The 14,587-nt window shown below is 74.1% G+C and carries 14 protein-coding genes; 6 read left to right on the top strand and 8 right to left on the bottom strand.

The features are described from left to right. The first annotated feature begins 81 nt into the window (after positions 1 to 81). Entirely contained in the window at positions 82 to 957 is an 876-nt protein-coding gene (locus KPL59_RS34275) for a DNA-formamidopyrimidine glycosylase family protein (protein WP_226363264.1), read from the top strand. Positions 958 to 1,099: 142 nt separating this feature from the next. Here the strand turns inward: KPL59_RS34275 and KPL59_RS34270 are convergent, their stop codons facing one another. The 4 genes from KPL59_RS34270 to rimO all read right to left on the bottom strand — a co-directional run bounded on the left by KPL59_RS34270 (position 1,100) and on the right by rimO (position 4,755). Then, positions 1,100 to 1,948: a PspA/IM30 family protein gene (locus KPL59_RS34270; protein ID WP_226363263.1), complete on the bottom strand. Its 849-nt coding sequence runs from the start codon at positions 1,946 to 1,948 to the stop codon at positions 1,100 to 1,102. Positions 1,949 to 2,137: 189 nt separating this feature from the next. Further along, complete coding sequence (locus tag KPL59_RS34265; RefSeq protein ID WP_020623215.1) at positions 2,138 to 2,509, bottom strand: helix-turn-helix domain-containing protein; 372 nt, start codon at positions 2,507 to 2,509, stop codon at positions 2,138 to 2,140. Positions 2,510 to 2,644: 135 nt separating this feature from the next. After that, on the bottom strand, positions 2,645 to 3,262 hold the full coding sequence (gene pgsA, locus KPL59_RS34260; RefSeq protein ID WP_226363262.1) for a CDP-diacylglycerol--glycerol-3-phosphate 3-phosphatidyltransferase: 618 nt from the start codon (positions 3,260 to 3,262) through the stop codon (positions 2,645 to 2,647). Continuing rightward, entirely contained in the window at positions 3,259 to 4,755 is a 1,497-nt protein-coding gene (gene rimO / locus KPL59_RS34255; protein WP_226351620.1) for a 30S ribosomal protein S12 methylthiotransferase RimO, read from the bottom strand. Before rimO ends, pgsA begins: the two co-directional genes overlap by 4 nt. 52 nt (positions 4,756 to 4,807) lie before the next feature. Between rimO and KPL59_RS34250 the strand changes: the two genes are divergently transcribed. The 4 genes from KPL59_RS34250 to KPL59_RS34235 are packed head-to-tail and all read left to right on the top strand — an operon-like array spanning position 4,808 to position 7,055. Further along, positions 4,808 to 5,329, top strand: a complete 522-nt coding sequence (locus tag KPL59_RS34250; protein ID WP_020623218.1) for an amino-acid N-acetyltransferase — start codon at positions 4,808 to 4,810, stop codon at positions 5,327 to 5,329. Between the two features lie 29 nt (positions 5,330 to 5,358). Further along, positions 5,359 to 6,219: a helix-turn-helix transcriptional regulator gene (locus KPL59_RS34245; protein ID WP_226363261.1), complete on the top strand. Its 861-nt coding sequence runs from the start codon at positions 5,359 to 5,361 to the stop codon at positions 6,217 to 6,219. Beyond that, positions 6,216 to 6,590 carry a VOC family protein gene (locus KPL59_RS34240; RefSeq protein WP_226363260.1) on the top strand — a complete coding sequence of 125 codons (375 nt, stop codon included), beginning with the start codon at positions 6,216 to 6,218 and terminating at the stop codon, positions 6,588 to 6,590. Before KPL59_RS34245 ends, KPL59_RS34240 begins: the two co-directional genes overlap by 4 nt. Before the next feature lie 3 nt (positions 6,591 to 6,593). Then, on the top strand, positions 6,594 to 7,055 hold the full coding sequence (locus KPL59_RS34235) for a tRNA (cytidine(34)-2'-O)-methyltransferase (protein ID WP_060712813.1): 462 nt from the start codon (positions 6,594 to 6,596) through the stop codon (positions 7,053 to 7,055). On the opposite strand, the gene KPL59_RS37345 is transcribed toward KPL59_RS34235, so the two are convergent. Further along, a complete protein-coding gene (locus KPL59_RS37345) occupies positions 7,048 to 7,908 on the bottom strand; it encodes a GntR family transcriptional regulator (protein WP_226363259.1) in 861 nt (286 codons plus the stop codon). The genes KPL59_RS34235 and KPL59_RS37345 overlap by 8 nt on opposite strands. A gap of 96 nt (positions 7,909 to 8,004) precedes the next feature. Here KPL59_RS37345 and KPL59_RS34225 point away from each other — a divergent pair, with 96 nt between their 5' ends. Beyond that, positions 8,005 to 9,156, top strand: coding sequence for an FAD-dependent monooxygenase (locus tag KPL59_RS34225; RefSeq protein ID WP_226351615.1), 1,152 nt, complete (start codon positions 8,005 to 8,007; stop codon positions 9,154 to 9,156). 15 nt (positions 9,157 to 9,171) lie between these two features. Here KPL59_RS34225 and KPL59_RS34220 read toward each other — a convergent pair whose 3' ends face one another. From KPL59_RS34220 to KPL59_RS34210, 3 genes are all read right to left on the bottom strand, one after another. Further along, complete coding sequence (locus tag KPL59_RS34220; RefSeq protein ID WP_226363258.1) at positions 9,172 to 10,086, bottom strand: YceI family protein; 915 nt, start codon at positions 10,084 to 10,086, stop codon at positions 9,172 to 9,174. Between the two features lie 135 nt (positions 10,087 to 10,221). Further along, positions 10,222 to 12,813, bottom strand: coding sequence for a DNA translocase FtsK (locus tag KPL59_RS34215; RefSeq protein WP_226351613.1), 2,592 nt, complete (start codon positions 12,811 to 12,813; stop codon positions 10,222 to 10,224). 79 nt (positions 12,814 to 12,892) lie between these two features. Next, complete coding sequence (locus KPL59_RS34210; protein ID WP_226363310.1) at positions 12,893 to 14,581, bottom strand: ribonuclease J; 1,689 nt, start codon at positions 14,579 to 14,581, stop codon at positions 12,893 to 12,895. Positions 14,582 to 14,587: the final 6 nt, after the last annotated feature.

The raw sequence follows: 14,587 nt of genomic DNA, 5'->3' as shown, positions 1-14,587 counted from the left end.
CGACTGAGCCGGCGCCCTGGCCCGGCCGGGTCGTCCGCCGAGCCCGGGCCGGGTCCGGCCGGCCCGGGTAGCGTCGCGCTCGTGCCCGAGGGAGACACCGTGTACCTGGCCGGCAAGCGGCTGCACGCCGCGCTGGCCGGGCACGAGCTGCTGCGCGGCGAGCTGCGCCACCCGCGGCTGGTCGAGCACGATCTGGCCGGGCTGACCGTCACCGGCGTCGTCTCCGTCGGCAAGCACCTGTTCACCCGTTTCGACGACGGCCGCAGCCTGCACAGCCACTTCCGGATGGACGGCTCCTGGCACCTGTACCGCCCCGGGATGCGCTGGCGCCGGGTCGCCCACGAGGCGCGCGCGGTGCTGGCGACCGCCGACCGGGTCGCCGTCGGATTCGCCCTGCACGACCTGGAGCTACTCCCGACCGACGACGAGCACACCCTCGTCGGGCATCTCGGGCCCGACCTGCTCGACCCGGCCTGGGGGCCCGCCCACGACGCCGAAGCGCTGCACCGGATGACCGCCCGCGCCGACCACCCGCTCGGGCTGGTGCTGCTCGAACAGCGGGTCATGGCCGGCCTCGGCAACCTCTACCGCAACGACATCTGCTTCCTGCTCGGGTTCACCCCGTGGGTGCCGGTCCGCGACGTACCCGACCTGCCCGGGGTCATCGACCTGTCGCGGCGGCTGCTGTCGTCGAACAAGGACCGCCCGGAGCAGACCACGACCGGCTCGCTGGCCGCGGGCGAGGCGCACTGGGTGTTCGAGCGGGCCGGGCGGCCGTGCCGCCGCTGCGGCACCCGCATCCGGACCGCCGACCAGGGCAACGACCACCGGGCCCGGGTCACCTACTGGTGCCCGCGCTGCCAGGCCGGGCCGTCGCCGCGCCCGGTGCGCCGCGGCACCGGCCCGCGTCGCGGCGCACCCGGGCGGCCGCCGCCCGGCGCGGCCCGCACGCCCTGACCACGTCGGCCACGTCGCGACCGACGGCCGGAGCCGGCGAGACGCCCGGAGCCGCATCGCCCGGCCCGGACGGGCCCGGACACACGTCCGCCGCGGCCCCGGGATCGGGACCGCGGCGGACGGTGTGGAACGGCTGAGCGGCTCAGGCGGTGCCGGGCTGCTGCTGGTTCTGGGTGTTCTGCTGCTGGGCCGGTGCCGGCGAGGACGGCAGCTGCTGGGTCGACTCGCCCTGGCCGACCTGCGGAGCCTGCTGTCCACCGGCGATCGGCGCCCCGGACATCGACGCCCGGATCTGCTCCAGCCGCGACATGCCTGCCATGTCGGTGGTCGACTGCTGGACCTCCAGCATCCGGCCCTGCACCGAGTTCTGGGCCAGCTCCGCGGACCCGAGCGCGGTGGCGTACCGCTTCTCGATCTTGTCGCGGACCTCGTCGAGCGAGGGCGCGTTGCGCGGCGCGGACAGCTCGCTCATCTGCTGCAGCGACTTCGCGGCCTGCTCCTGCATCTTGGCCTGCTCGAGCTGGCTGAGCAGCTTGGTGCGCTCGGCGATCTTCTGCTGCAGCATCATCGAGTTCCGCTCGACGGCCTGCTTGGCCTGGGCGGCGGCACCGATCGACTGGTCGTGCAGCGTCTTGAGGTCCTCGACGCCCTGCTCCGCGGTCACCAGCTGGGTCGCGAAGGTCTGCGCCGACTGCTCGTACTGCTGGGCCTTCTCCTCGTCGCCCTGGGAGCGGGCCTGGTCGGCCAGCACGAGTGCCTGCCGCGCCGACGACTGCAGCTTCTCGATCTCACCCAGCTGCCGGTTCAGCTTCATCTCCAGCTGACGCTGGTTGCCGATCACCGCGGCGGCCTGCTGCGACAGCTGCTGGTGCTGGCGCTGGGCGTCCTCGATGGCCTGCTGGATCTGCACCTTCGGGTCGGCGTGCTCGTCGACCTTCGACGAGAACAGGGCCGACAGATAGCTGAAGAACTTGGTGAATCCGTTGGCCATCTCTGCGCGTCCTCCGCCTGCGTTCGCTCGCGACCGTGCCCGCCACCACGGCGGGCGTGCGGACCCCGGACCGACCCCGCGTTCCCCCCGTGGTCGGAACCGGGCCTCCGGCCCTGTCCATCCTGGCATCGCTGCCGGTCTGCCCGCACCCTACCGCGCAGGAGCGGTCGGCCGGGGTCGGCGGTGCGATCAGGCGGCCGAGGCCACCGGCCCGCCCGAGGACGCCGGTGCGGCGACCACGGAACCCGGCCGTCCGGCCAGGCGCAGCTCGGCGTGACGCTGCCCGATCGGGACGAGCACGTCGTCGCGGCGGCTCGCGGCCGCGGCGGAGGTCGCCGTCGCCATCTCGGCGGCGACGGTGGTCAGCAGGTCCGGCACGGAGACCCCGAGTGCCTCGCAGATCGCCGCGAGCAGCTCGCTGGAGGGCTCCTTGCGCCCGCGCTCGACCTCGGAGAGGTACCCGAGGCTCACCCGCGCGGCCCGCGAGATGTCGCGCAGCGTGCGCCGGCGCGCCGTGCGCACCTCACGCAGCCCACTGCCGATCGCTTCCCGCAGCAGCATGTGCCCTCCTCGACTGCTCCCCGGACATCCGGTGATGTCTCACCGTACCGACTTCTCCGGTTCCTCCGCGCCGTGACGCTGTACGCCCACGGCGAACACCTCAACACCACACGGGCGCCGGATCGTCCCCGCAGGTCAGGCGGCCCGGGGCCGGACGGCCTTGCGGACGTAGTCGGCGCCGGTCACCACGGTGAGCACCAGCGCGACGGCCATCACCACCCACTGGAGCACGAGCACGGCGGTGGCGGCCGCGGTGCCGGGGCCCAGCAGCTCCGGCAGCGGCAGCAGGAACAGCCCGATCGCGACCGTCTGGGCGACGGTCTTGGCCTTGCCGCCGCGACTGGCCGGGATGACGCCGTGCCGGCGGATCACGACGAAGCGCAGCACGGTGATGCCCAGCTCGCGGACGACGATCACGATCGTCACCCACCAGGGCAGCACACCGAGGATCGACAGCCCGATCAGGGCCGCGCCCATCAGTGCCTTGTCGGCGATCGGGTCGACCAGCGCGCCGAACCAGGTGACGAGCCCCCGGCTGCGGGCCAGCTGGCCGTCGAGCCGGTCGGTGGCCGCCGCGCCGACGAACACCGCGAACGCGACCAGCCGCCACACCACGTCCTCGCCGCCGCCGACGAACAGCGCGACCACGAACACCGGGACGAGCAGCAGCCGCAGGACCGTCAGCGCGTTCGCGATGTTCAGCAGGGGCGGGTCGCCGACTCCGGCGGCGCCCCCGGCCGGGTGCGAGCTCATCCGGCCGCGGAGGCCGCCGGGACGGCGGCGGCCGGTGCGTTCGGGTCGATCAGCTCGAGGGCCTCCACCAGCAGGTCGACGCCCTCGGTGTCCACGACGCGGCAGCGGACGAGGTCACCGGGACGCAGCGAGTCCGGCTCGGGGCCGTCCTGCGCCGCCGCGACGACGGTGCACTCGCCGTCGGCGTCGGGGCCCTGGTGGGCGGCACGGCCGGTGCAGTCGTCCTCGTCGCCCTCGGCGGACTCGACCAGCACGACGACCTCGGTGCCGATGCGCTCCTCGGCGCGCTGCTCCATCAGCTCGTCGACCAGCGCCGAGATCCGCGCGACGCGGGCCCTGACCTCGGCCGGATCGACGTGGCCGTCGTAGCCCTCGGCCTCGGTGCCGTCCTCGTCGGAGTAGCCGAACACCCCGACGGCGTCGAGCCGGGCGCCGGTCAGGAACGCCTCCAGCTCGGCGAGGTCCTCCTCGGTCTCGCCGGGGAACCCGACGATGACGTTGGAGCGGATCCCGGCCTCCGGCGCCAGCGCGCGGATGCGCTCGCAGAGGTCGAGGAAGTCGGTGCGCGACCCGAACCGGCGCATCCGGCGCAGCACCCGCGCCGACGCGTGCTGGAACGACAGGTCGAAGTACGGCGCGACGCCCGGCGTGGTCGCGATGACGCGCAGGAGGTCGGGCCGGAGCTCGGCGGGCTGCAGGTAGGCGACCCGGATCCGCTCGACGCCCTCGATCGCGGCGAGCTGCGGGAGCAGGTCGACCAGCGCGCGGGTGCCGCCGGGGAGGTCCTTGCCGTAGCTGGTGGAGTTCTCGCTGACCAGCACGAGCTCGCGCACGTCCTGCCGGGCGAGCCAGGCGGCCTCGCCGAGCACGTCGGCCGGCGGGCGGGACACGAAGCTGCCGCGGAAGCTCGGGATCGCGCAGAACGCGCAGCGGCGGTCGCAGCCCGAGGCCAGCTTGAGCGAGGCCACCGGCCCGCCGGACAGGCGGGTGCGCGCGATGTCGGGCACCCAGTCGTGGCCGGGGACCGAGACGTCCGCGGTCGCGGCCGGGCGCTCCGCCGGCGAGATGGGGAGGAGCTTGCGACGGTCGGTGGGGACGTGCGGGGCCGGGGCATGCCCGCCCAGGACGTCGCCGAGCCGCTCGGCGAGCTCGGGGTAGGCGTCGAAGCCGAGCACCGCGTCGGCCTCGGGGAGGTCGGCGGCGAGCTCGGCGCCGTAGCGCTCGGCCAGGCACCCGACCGCGACGACCTTCGCCCCGGCGGGACGCGCCACGTCCGCCGCGGCCAGCACCGTGTCGATCGAGTCCTTCTTCGCCTGCTCCACGAACCCGCAGGTGTTGACGACGATGACGTCGGGGCTGCCGTCCTCGGCGTCGACCAGTTCCCAGCCGGACCCGGCCAGACGGCCGGCGAGCTCCTCGGAGTCGACCTCGTTGCGCGCGCAGCCCAGGGTCAGCAGGGCGGCGCGCCGGGGCGCAGTCTCGGGGGAAGCCACGAATACCAGGGTAGACGGCGCCGTCGGCGACCCCGGTCTAGGCTCTCCTGCCGTGCCCGACCCCGTGTCCGCCCCGGTCCCCGACGTGATCGTCCGCCGCGCCCGCACCCGCGACGTCCGCCGGATCCGTGAGCTCGTCGACGAGTACGCGGGCACCGTCCTGCTGGCCAAGGAGACCGTCACCCTCTACGAGGCGGTCCCGGAGTTCCTGGTCGCCGAGGTCGACGGCGTGGTCGTCGGCTGCGGCGCGCTGCACGTGCTGTGGGAGGACCTGGGCGAGATCCGCACGGTGGCGGTGTCGCCGTCGGTGGTGGGTCGCGGGGTGGGCCACCGGATCGTCTCCGCGCTGATCGACGGCGCGCGCGAGCTGGGCCTGGAGCGGCTGTTCGTGCTCACCTTCGAGAAGCAGTTCTTCGCCCGGCACGGCTTCGCCGAGATCGACGGGACGCCGGTGTCGGCCGAGGTGTTCGCGGCCATGCTGCGCAGCTACGACGCCGGCGTCGCCGAGTTCCTCGACCTCGCCCACGTCAAGCCGAACACCCTGGGCAACGTGCGGATGCTGCTCACCCTCTGACCTCACCCGGCGGCGCTACCCTGGCCCGCATGTCCGACGGGGCCCGGCGCTGGCGTCCCTCCGCACGGCTGCGCCCGCTGGTCTCCGGGATCTGGTGCTGGTCCTCCCCCGCGGGTCCGACGGGGACGCACCAGGGCGTGTCCAGCGCCCACCTGACCGTCGTGCTCTGCCTGGACGGCACGGTCGACCTGCTCGCCGCCCCGGACCCGCGACGCGGCCCGGGCCGGTTCACCGCATCGGCGGCCGGCCTGCACACCGCGCCCGCGCTGCTCGCCTCCGGCGCCCCGCAGTCCGGGATGCAGCTGGAGATGACCTGGCGCGGCGCCCGCACGCTGCTCGGGCTGCCCGCCGGCGAGCTGGCCGGCGACGTCGTCGACCTCGCGCTGCTCCTCCCCGGCCTGGACACCCTGCTCGACCGGCTGCGCGCCGAGCCGGGGTGGGCCGGGCGGTGCGCACTGCTCGACGCCGCGCTGTGCCGCGTCGCCGACGCCCGGGACGGCCCCGGCGAGCCGGCACCGGAGGTCGTGCACGCCTGGGAGCTGCTGGTCCGCAGCGGCGGGACCGCCCGCGTCGCCGACGTCGCCGGGGAGGTCGGCTGGTCGCCACGCCACCTCGGTGAACGGCTGCGACGCGAGACCGGGCTCGGGACGAAGGCCGCGGCACGGGTCATCCGGTTCGAGCGGGCGTGCACGCTCCTGCGCCGCCCGCTCGCCCCTCCGCTCGCCGAGCTGGCCGCGACCTGCGGCTACAGCGACCAGCAGCACCTGGCCCGCGAGTTCCGCGAGCTCGCGGGGACCACCGCGCTGAGCTGGCGGGCCGAGCGGGTCGCGCCGGCGGCTCCGATTCGTCCACGACCGGCCCGCGCGGCCTCGGCACCCTCGTCCTCATGAGCGACCTGCCCAGCCTGTCCAGCCCCGACCCGCGCGCCCTGGTCACCTTCCTGACCTCGGCACTGGACTTCACCGAGCGCGCCGTCCACACCGGCGACGACGGCGCGATCGTCCACGCCGAGCTGGTACGCCCCGGGTCGACCGGCGCCCCCGGCGGCGTGATGCTCGGCCCCACCCACGACGGGTGCCGCCCGCCCGGCGGCGCCGCCGTCCATCTCGTGTGCGACGACCCGGACGCCCTGTTCGTCCGTGCCGTGGCGGCCGGCGCCACCGTCGTGCACGCGCCCTTCGACGCCGACTACGGCAGCCGCCTGTTCGAGATCGCCGACCCGGACGGCAACCACTGGAGCGCGGGCACCTGGTACGAGTAGCGGGTGGTCCGCCTCGCCCTGCACACCCCGGAGATCCCGCCGAACACCGGCAACGCGATCCGGCTGGCCGCCAACACCGGCGCCGAGCTGCACCTGGTGCGCCCACTCGGCTTCTCCCTCGACGAACGCTCGGTGCGCCGGGCCGGGCTCGACTACGCCGATCTCGCCGAGGTCGTCGTGCACGACGACACGGCCGCGTTCGCCGGCTGGGTGCGGGCCGCCGGGGCGCGGGTGTTCGCGTTCGTGCCCGGTGCGCCGGTCCGCTACACCGACGTCGCCTACTCCGGCGGGGACGTGCTGCTGTTCGGCCGCGAGTCGACCGGGCTGCCGCCCGAGGTCGCGGCGGCGGACTGGGTGACGGGCACGGTGGCGCTGCCGATGCGGCCGTCGAACCGTTCGCTGAACCTGGCCAACGCCGCCGCCGTCGCCGTCTACGAGGCGTGGCGGCAGCAGGGGTTCAGCTGATCCCGTCGAGGAGCCGGGCGATCCCGGTGTCGAACACCCGCTGCAGGTCGTACGGGTAGTCGCCGACCCGGCGCAGCGCGGGCCCGCCGTGACGGCGCAGCGCAGCCCGCAGCCCCGGGTCGTGCTCGGACCAGGTGTCGGCGTCGACGCCGGTGTCGGCCTGCGCCTCCTGCTCCGCGGCCAGGGTCAGCGCCATCCCCCGCACGAATCCGGTCAGCGCCAGGTGCAGGTCGAACCGCTCCACCGGGTCCGCGACGACCTCCTCCAGCGCGGCCAGCTCGAACTCGGCGAAGCGCAGCAGCGACGGCAGCGCCTGCGGCCGGGACAGCGACAGCACCCGCGCCAGCCACGGGTGCCGCCGGTGCACCCGCCACTGGGCGTGCGCAGCGCCCTCCAGCCGGGCCCGCCACGGCCCGTCGGCCGGGGGCAGCACCAGCTCGGCGAACACCGTCTCGAGCATCGCCAGCAGCAGCTCGTCCCGGCTGCGAACCAGCCGGTACAGCGACATCGTCGGCACGCCGAACGCCCCGGCGAGGCGCCGCATGGACAGCGCGGCCAGGCCCTCGTCGTCGGCGATGCCGATCGCGGTCCGCACCAGCCGGGCCGTGTCCGGTGGCGGAGCGGTGCCCGCAGGCGTGGCCCGCTCCGCCACCACCGACCCGACCCGCGCCGTCGTCCGCAGCAGGCCCTCCTCGCGCAGCCGGGTCAGCGCCCGGGCGGCGGTGGACATCGCGACACCGTGCTCGGCCACCAGCGCGCGCACCGACGGCGCGCGGTCCCCGGGCCGCAGATCCCCCGACTCGACACGGGCACGCACCGCGGCCGCGACCCGGTCCGTGGGCGAACCGTCCACCGGCCACCTCCCTGTACCACCTGTGCCGCTACACGACACCCGTCATCGCAGCTCGCAGCGGCATCGTCGACGCGTACACCGTACCGAGGAGGACACATGACCGACATCCTGATCAGCGGGGCCGGTATCGCAGGGACGACGTTCGCGTGGTGGCTGCGCCGGCACGGGTTCCGCCCGGTCGTCGTCGAGTCGGCGCCGGGGCCACGGCCCGGCGGGCAGGCCGTCGACGTCCGGGGGCCCGCGCTGACCGTCGTCGACCGGATGGGGCTCGGAGCCGCACTGCGCGCCGCCCGCACCGCGATGGACGGCATGTCCCTGGTCGACGAGGACGGCACCGAGGTCTTCCGCAGCACCGAGGTGACACTCACCGGGGGGCCGGTCGCGAGCGACGACGTCGAGATCCTCCGCGACGACCTCGCCGCGCTGCTCACCGGTGCGCTCGACGGCGTCGAGCACCGGTGGGGCGACCGGGTCGTCGCGCTCGATCCGGACCCGGCGGGCGGGGCCCGGGTGCGCTTCGCGTCCGGCACCGAGGAGCACTACGACCTCGTGGTGGGCGCCGACGGCCAGCACTCCGGCGTCCGGCGCCTGGCTCTCGGCCCCGACGACGACGACCGGCTGGTCCCCCTCGGCCAGCACGTCGCCGTGTTCACCCTGCCCAACACCTTCGGGCTGCGCCGCTGGCAGGTGTTCCTCCAGCGTCCGGACGCGATGGCCGGGCTCTACACCGCCCACGACGACACCGAGGTCCGGGTGATGCTCGGCTTCTCCGACCCGGACGCCACCTACCACCACCGCGACCTCGGGGCGCAGCGCGCGCTGGTGACGCGGCACTTCGCCGGCGAGGGTTGGTGGCTGCCCGAGCTGCTCGCGGGGATGGACCGTACCGAGGACCTGTACCTCACCCCGATCACCCAGGTCCGGCTGCCGACCTGGTCACGCGGTCCGGTCACGCTCCTCGGCGACGCCGCCTGGTGTCCCACGCTGCTGTCCGGTCAGGGCACCACGCTCGCCGTCGTCGGCGCCTACGTGCTGGCCGGGGAGCTCGCGTGCTCCGGCGGCGATCCCGGACCGGCGGCCGCCGCCCACGAGCGGCGGATGCGCGACTGGGTGGAGGCCAACCAGGAGCTGGCGCTGACCAACGCCGCGCGGGTCCGGGACCTCACCACCCCGGACGCCGCCGCTCCCGGGCTCGTCGAGCACTGGGCCGCGACCGCCGCGACGGCCCTCACGCTCCCCGAGTACTGAGCGCGCCGTGCGGGGTCAGTACTGCCGGACCGCCTGCACGTCGAGCTGGATCCGGATCGTCGACCCGACCACCGGCAGACCCTTGGCGATGGTCTGCTGCCAGTTGAGCGTGTAGTGCTCCCGGTGCAGCTGGGTGGTGGCGATCGCGCCGACCCGGTCGCCGTTCCACTCCGCCGAGCCCAGGAAGGTGGTGTCCAGCGAGACGTCGCTGGTCAGGCCGTGCAGGGTCGGGTCGCCGTCCACCGTCCACCGGTTCCCGCCGTGCGCGGCGAAGCGCACGCTGGAGAAGCGCAGCTCGGGGAAGCGCTCGACGTCGAGGAAGTCGGCGGAGCGCAGGTGGGTGTCGCGGGCGGCGACGTTGGTGTCGACGCTGGCCGCGTCGATCACGACGTCCACGGAGGACTCCTCGAACGGCTCGGCGATCCGGATCTGCCCCTGGAACCGGTTGAACCGGCCGTACACCTTGGACATCCCGATGTGCCGGGCGACGAAGCGGACCGAGCTGTGGTCGCCGTCGATGACGAAGACACCGGGCCGCGGCGGGCGCAGCGCCGGGTCCTCACCGAGGACGATGTGGCCCATGTCGGCGTGCTCGCCCCAGGACACCTCGACGACGTCGGTGACCTGCTGGTAGCCGCCCGCCTCGACCCGCACTCGGTACCGGCCGGGCATCAGCGACGCGGCGAACCGGCCGAACGGGTCGGTCTCGACGTACACGGCACGCCGGTCCGCGGGGTCCATCACGGACACCTCGGTGCCGGCCAGCGCACCGCCCTGCTGGTCGCGGACCTGGCCGGACAGCACCCCGCCGGTCAGCGGAATCGGGACGAGGGCGTGCCGGTCGGTGGTGCCCCGCGCCGGGCGACGACGGTCCTTCTTCCTCCAGAACACCAGCCAGTACCTCCCCTGCCCGGCGTCGACGGGCAGCACGACGTGCGATCACCGGACGGCGACCCGAGGCCACTGTGGCACGAACGTGACCGTCCCGTTAAGCCGTGAGCCCGAAATGTCGATCACCGGCGGTGTCGGGATCATCACCGCCCGAGACCGTCACCCGGCGGGGGGTCACTCGTCGTCGTCGGCGACCTCGCCGCCGTCGGCGGTCCCGCCGCCCCGGATCAGGAGGAGCGCGCCCTCCAGCTCGTCCGGCTTGACCAGCACGTCGCGGGCCTTCGAGCCCTCCGAGGGCCCGACGATGTTGCGGGTCTCCAGCAGGTCCATCAGCCGGCCCGCCTTCGCGAACCCGACCCGCAGCTTGCGCTGCAGCATCGACGTCGACCCGAACTGCGAGGTGACGATCAGCTCAGTGGCCTGCAGCAGCAGGTCGAGATCGTCGCCGATGTCGGCGTCGATCTCCTTCTTCTCGCCGGCCTTCTGCGCGGTGACGCCCTCGGTGTAGCTGGGCTCGGCCTGCTCCTTGGTGAACGCGACGACCTTGGAGATCTCGTCGTCGTCGACGAAGGCGCCCTGCATGCGGACCGGCTTGCCGGCGCCCATCGGCAGGTAGAGCGCGTCGCCCATGCCGATCAGCTTCTCCGCGCCCGGCTGGTCGAGGATGACCCGGCTGTCGGTCAGCGACGACGTCGCGAACGCCAGCCGGGACGGGACGTTGGTCTTGATCAGACCGGTGACGACGTCCACCGACGGCCGCTGGGTCGCCAGGATCAGGTGGATCCCGGCCGCACGCGCCTTCTGGGTGATCCGGACGATCGCGTCCTCGACGTCGCGCGGGGCGGTCATCATGAGGTCGGCGAGCTCGTCGACGATGCACATGATGTACGGGTAGGGCCGGTACACCCGCTCCGATCCGGGCGGGGCGGTGATCTCCCCGGTGCGGACCTTGCGGTTGAAGTCGTCGACGTGCCGGACCCGGTTGGCCTGCATGTCCTGGTAGCGCTGCTCCATCTCCTCCACCAGCCAGGCCAGCGCCGCGGCGGCCTTCTTCGGCTGGGTGATGATGGGCGTGATCAGGTGCGGGATGCCCTCGTAGGGCGTCAGCTCGACCATCTTCGGGTCGATGAGGATCATCCGGACCTCGTCCGGCGTGGCCCGGGTCAGCAGCGACACCAGCATCGAGTTGACGAAGCTGGACTTGCCGGAGCCGGTGGAGCCCGCGACCAGCAGGTGCGGCATCTTCGCCAGGTTCGCGACGAGGTAGTGGCCCTCGATGTCCTTGCCCAGACCGATGCCCATCGGGTGCTGCTCGGCGCGGGCGTTGCCCGAGCGCAGGACGTCGCCGAGGCGGACCATCTCGCGGTCGGTGTTGGGCACCTCGATGCCGACAGCGGACTTGCCGGGGATCGGCGCGAGGAGCCGCACGTTGTCGTTGGCGACGGCGTAGGCGAGGTTGCGCTGCAGCTGGGTGATCTTCTCGACCTTCACCGCCGGGCCGAGCTCGATCTCGTAGCGGGTGACCGTCGGGCCGCGGGTGAAGCCGGTGACCTGGGCGTCGACGTTGAACTGGTCGAGGACCCCGGTGATCGCCTCGATCATCGCGTCGTTGGCGGAGCTGCGGGACTTCGGCGGCGGGCCGGACTCCAGGGTGTCCGCCGGCGGAAGGATGTACTCGGTGTCGGACTGCGGCTGGCGGATCGCCATCGAGAGCTGCTCGCCCTCGATCGGCTCGTCGGCCACCTGCGGCGTCTCGACGACGGGCTTGCGCGGCTTCTTCGCCGGCGGCGCGGCGGCCGCGGGGACGGCGGCGGGGACGTCGTCCTCCGGGGCACCGGGCAGCGACGGGTCCACCGGGGCCGGGGCGTGCTCGCCCTCCTCCACCCGGAACGCGTCGGCCTCCGCGGCACCCTGCCTGCGCCGCGCCGGGCGACGCCGCTTCGGGGTCTGGTCGGCGTCCTCGGCACGGCCCTCCCGCTCGGCGACGGCGTCGGCCACCGTGCGCGGGCGGTCCGCGCCGGACTCGCCCTCGCCGTCCTGCTCGGGCGGCAGCTGCCCGGTGAGCCTGCGGACACGGTCCGGCAGCTCCCGCACCGGGATCCCGGTGACCAGCAGCACCGAGTAGAGGGTCAGCAGGACGAGGACGGGGACGGCCGTCCACAGGCTGAGCCCGGCCTTCAGCGGGGTCCCCGCGACGTAGCCGAGCGCGCCGCCCGCGCCACGCCAGGCGTCGGGCTCGGCGGGCGCTCCGGCGCCCAGGTGCACCAGCCCGAGCACGCCGAGGGCGAGCAGCAGGCTGCCGGTCACGATCCGCGGCCGGGCCTCCGGGTGCCCCTCGGTGGTGACCAGCACGATGCCGATGCCCAGCAGGATCGCCGGCAGCGCGACGCCGGCCTGCCCCATCACCGCCTGCACGAGGAAGGTGAACCAGTAGCCGACCGAGCCGCCGGCCTGCCACCACAGCCCGGCGGCGGCGATGACGGCGAGCACGAGCATGCCGAACCCGATGCCGTCGCGGCGGTGCGCGGGGTCGATCTCGCGGGTGCGCCCGACCGCGCGCCCGGAGGCGCGGACGGTCTTGGCCACCCCCCGGCCGACCGCGTCGATCCCGCGGTCGACCAGGTCGGGGCCCTGGCGCCGGGCCGGCGGCCTCCGGCCTGCCGACGGACGCCTGCGGGCGGTGGACGCGCGCGAGCCCGACCGCCCCGAGCCGCGGCCCGCGGCCGCAGTCGTGGTGGTCCTGCCCGTGCCCGTGCGTCCTGCCATGTCACACACGGTAGCCCGGTTCGGTGATCGAACCGGGGACCGACGCGGCTGTGGAGGGGTCGACGACCCCTCCACATGCTCACACCGCGATGACCGTGGGGACGATCATGGGGCGGCGACGGTAGGTGTCCGACACCCAGCGTCCGACGACGCGCCGCACGCCCTGGGCGATCCGGTGCGGGTCGGTGACGCCCTCGTTCTCCAGCCGGGACAGCTCGTCCTCGACCAGTGCCTGGGCGGCGTCGAGCGCCTTCGGGTCGTCGGAGAACCCGCGACCGGACAGCGTCGGGCGCGAGAGCGCGCGGCCGGTCTTGTGGTCGATCGCCACGTTGATCGCGATGAAACCGCCCTCGCCGAGCGCGATGCGGTCACCGAGCGTGGTCTCGCCCACATCGCCGACCGACAGCCCGTCGACGTAGACCTGCCCGACCTCGACCCGGCCGGTGATCGCCGCGCGGCCGTCGACGAGGTCGACGACCACGCCGTTCTCCGCGATGACCACCGACTCCTCCGGCACCCCCGTGCGACGCGCGAGCGCGGCGTTGGCCCGCAGGTGGCGCCACTCCCCGTGCACCGGCATGACGTTCGACGGGCGCACCGCGTTGTAGAGGAACAGCAGCTCGCCGGCCGGCGCGTGCCCGGAGACGTGCACCTTGGCGTTGCCCTGGTGCACGACGGTGGCGCCGAGCCGGGTCAGCCCGTTGATCACGCCGAAGACGGCGGTCTCGTTGCCGGGGATCAGCGAGCTGGCCAGGATGATCGTGTCGTCCGGGCGGATCGTGATGCTGCGGTGGTCCCCGCGCGCCATCCGGGACAGCGCGGCGAGCGGCTCACCCTGCGATCCGGTGGAGACGAGCACCAGCTTCTCGTCGGGCAGGCGCATCGCCTCGTCGATGTCGACGAGCAGCCCCGGCGGAATGTTCAGCAGCGAGTGGTCGTCGGCCAGGCCCATGTTGCGGACCATGGACCGTCCGGTCAGGCACACCTTGCGGCCGTGGGCCTGCGCGGCGTCGAGCACCTGCTGGACACGGTGCACGTGGCTGGCGAAGCAGGCCAGGATGATGCGCGACGGCGCCCGGCGGGCCAGGTCGGAGATGACCGGCCCGATGTCGGCCTCGGGGGTGACGAAGCCCGGCACCTCGGCGTTGGTGGAGTCGACCAGGAACAGGTCGACGCCCTCCTCGCCCAGCCGGGAGAACCCGCCCAGGTCGGTGAGCCGCCCGTCGAGCGGGAGCTGGTCCAGCTTGATGTCACCGGTGTGCAGCAGCAGCCCGGCGGGCGTGCGGACGGCGACGGCGACGGCGTCGGGGATCGAGTGGTTGACCGCGAAGTACTCGCAGTCCCAGCCGCCGTGGGAGACGCGGTCGCCCTCGCGGATCTCCTGCAGGTGCGGGGTCAGGCGGTGCTCCTTGCACTTCGCCGCGACCAGGGCGAGCGTGAACCGGGACCCGACGACGGGGATGTCCGGGCGCATCCGCAGCAGCCACGGCACGGCACCGATGTGGTCCTCGTGGCCGTGGGTGAGCACGAGCGCGTCGATGTCGTCGAGGCGGTCCTCGATGGTGCGGAAGTCGGGCAGGATCAGGTCGATGCCCGGCTCGGAGTCGGAGGGGAACAGCACGCCGCAGTCGACGATGAGCAGCCGGCCCTCGTACTCGAAGACGGTCATGTTGCGACCGACCTCACCGATGCCACCGAGCGCGTAGACGCGCAGGCCGCCCTGCGCGAGGGCGGGTGGCGGGCCGTCCGGGAGCTCCGGACGCTCGATGTGCTC

The organism is Pseudonocardia sp. ICBG1142, from assembly GCF_020496255.1.
GTDB lineage: Bacteria > Actinomycetota > Actinomycetes > Mycobacteriales > Pseudonocardiaceae > Pseudonocardia.
Note: the sequence above shows the minus strand (reverse complement) of the source record. Positions and strands in the feature narration are given on the sequence as shown.

Excerpts from the sequence above, each read along its gene's own strand:
- KPL59_RS34225 (WP_226351615.1), top strand. The coding sequence starts at position 8,005 with ATGACCGACATCCTGATCAGCGGGGCCGGTATCGCAGGGACGACGTTC.
- KPL59_RS34215 (WP_226351613.1), bottom strand. The coding sequence starts at position 12,813 with ATGGCAGGACGCACGGGCACGGGCAGGACCACCACGACTGCGGCCGCG.
- pgsA (WP_226363262.1), bottom strand. The coding sequence starts at position 3,262 with ATGAGCTCGCACCCGGCCGGGGGCGCCGCCGGAGTCGGCGACCCGCCC.
- KPL59_RS34240 (WP_226363260.1), top strand. The coding sequence starts at position 6,216 with ATGAGCGACCTGCCCAGCCTGTCCAGCCCCGACCCGCGCGCCCTGGTC.
- KPL59_RS34270 (WP_226363263.1), bottom strand. The coding sequence starts at position 1,948 with ATGGCCAACGGATTCACCAAGTTCTTCAGCTATCTGTCGGCCCTGTTC.
- KPL59_RS34265 (WP_020623215.1), bottom strand. The coding sequence starts at position 2,509 with ATGCTGCTGCGGGAAGCGATCGGCAGTGGGCTGCGTGAGGTGCGCACG.
- KPL59_RS34245 (WP_226363261.1), top strand. The coding sequence starts at position 5,359 with ATGTCCGACGGGGCCCGGCGCTGGCGTCCCTCCGCACGGCTGCGCCCG.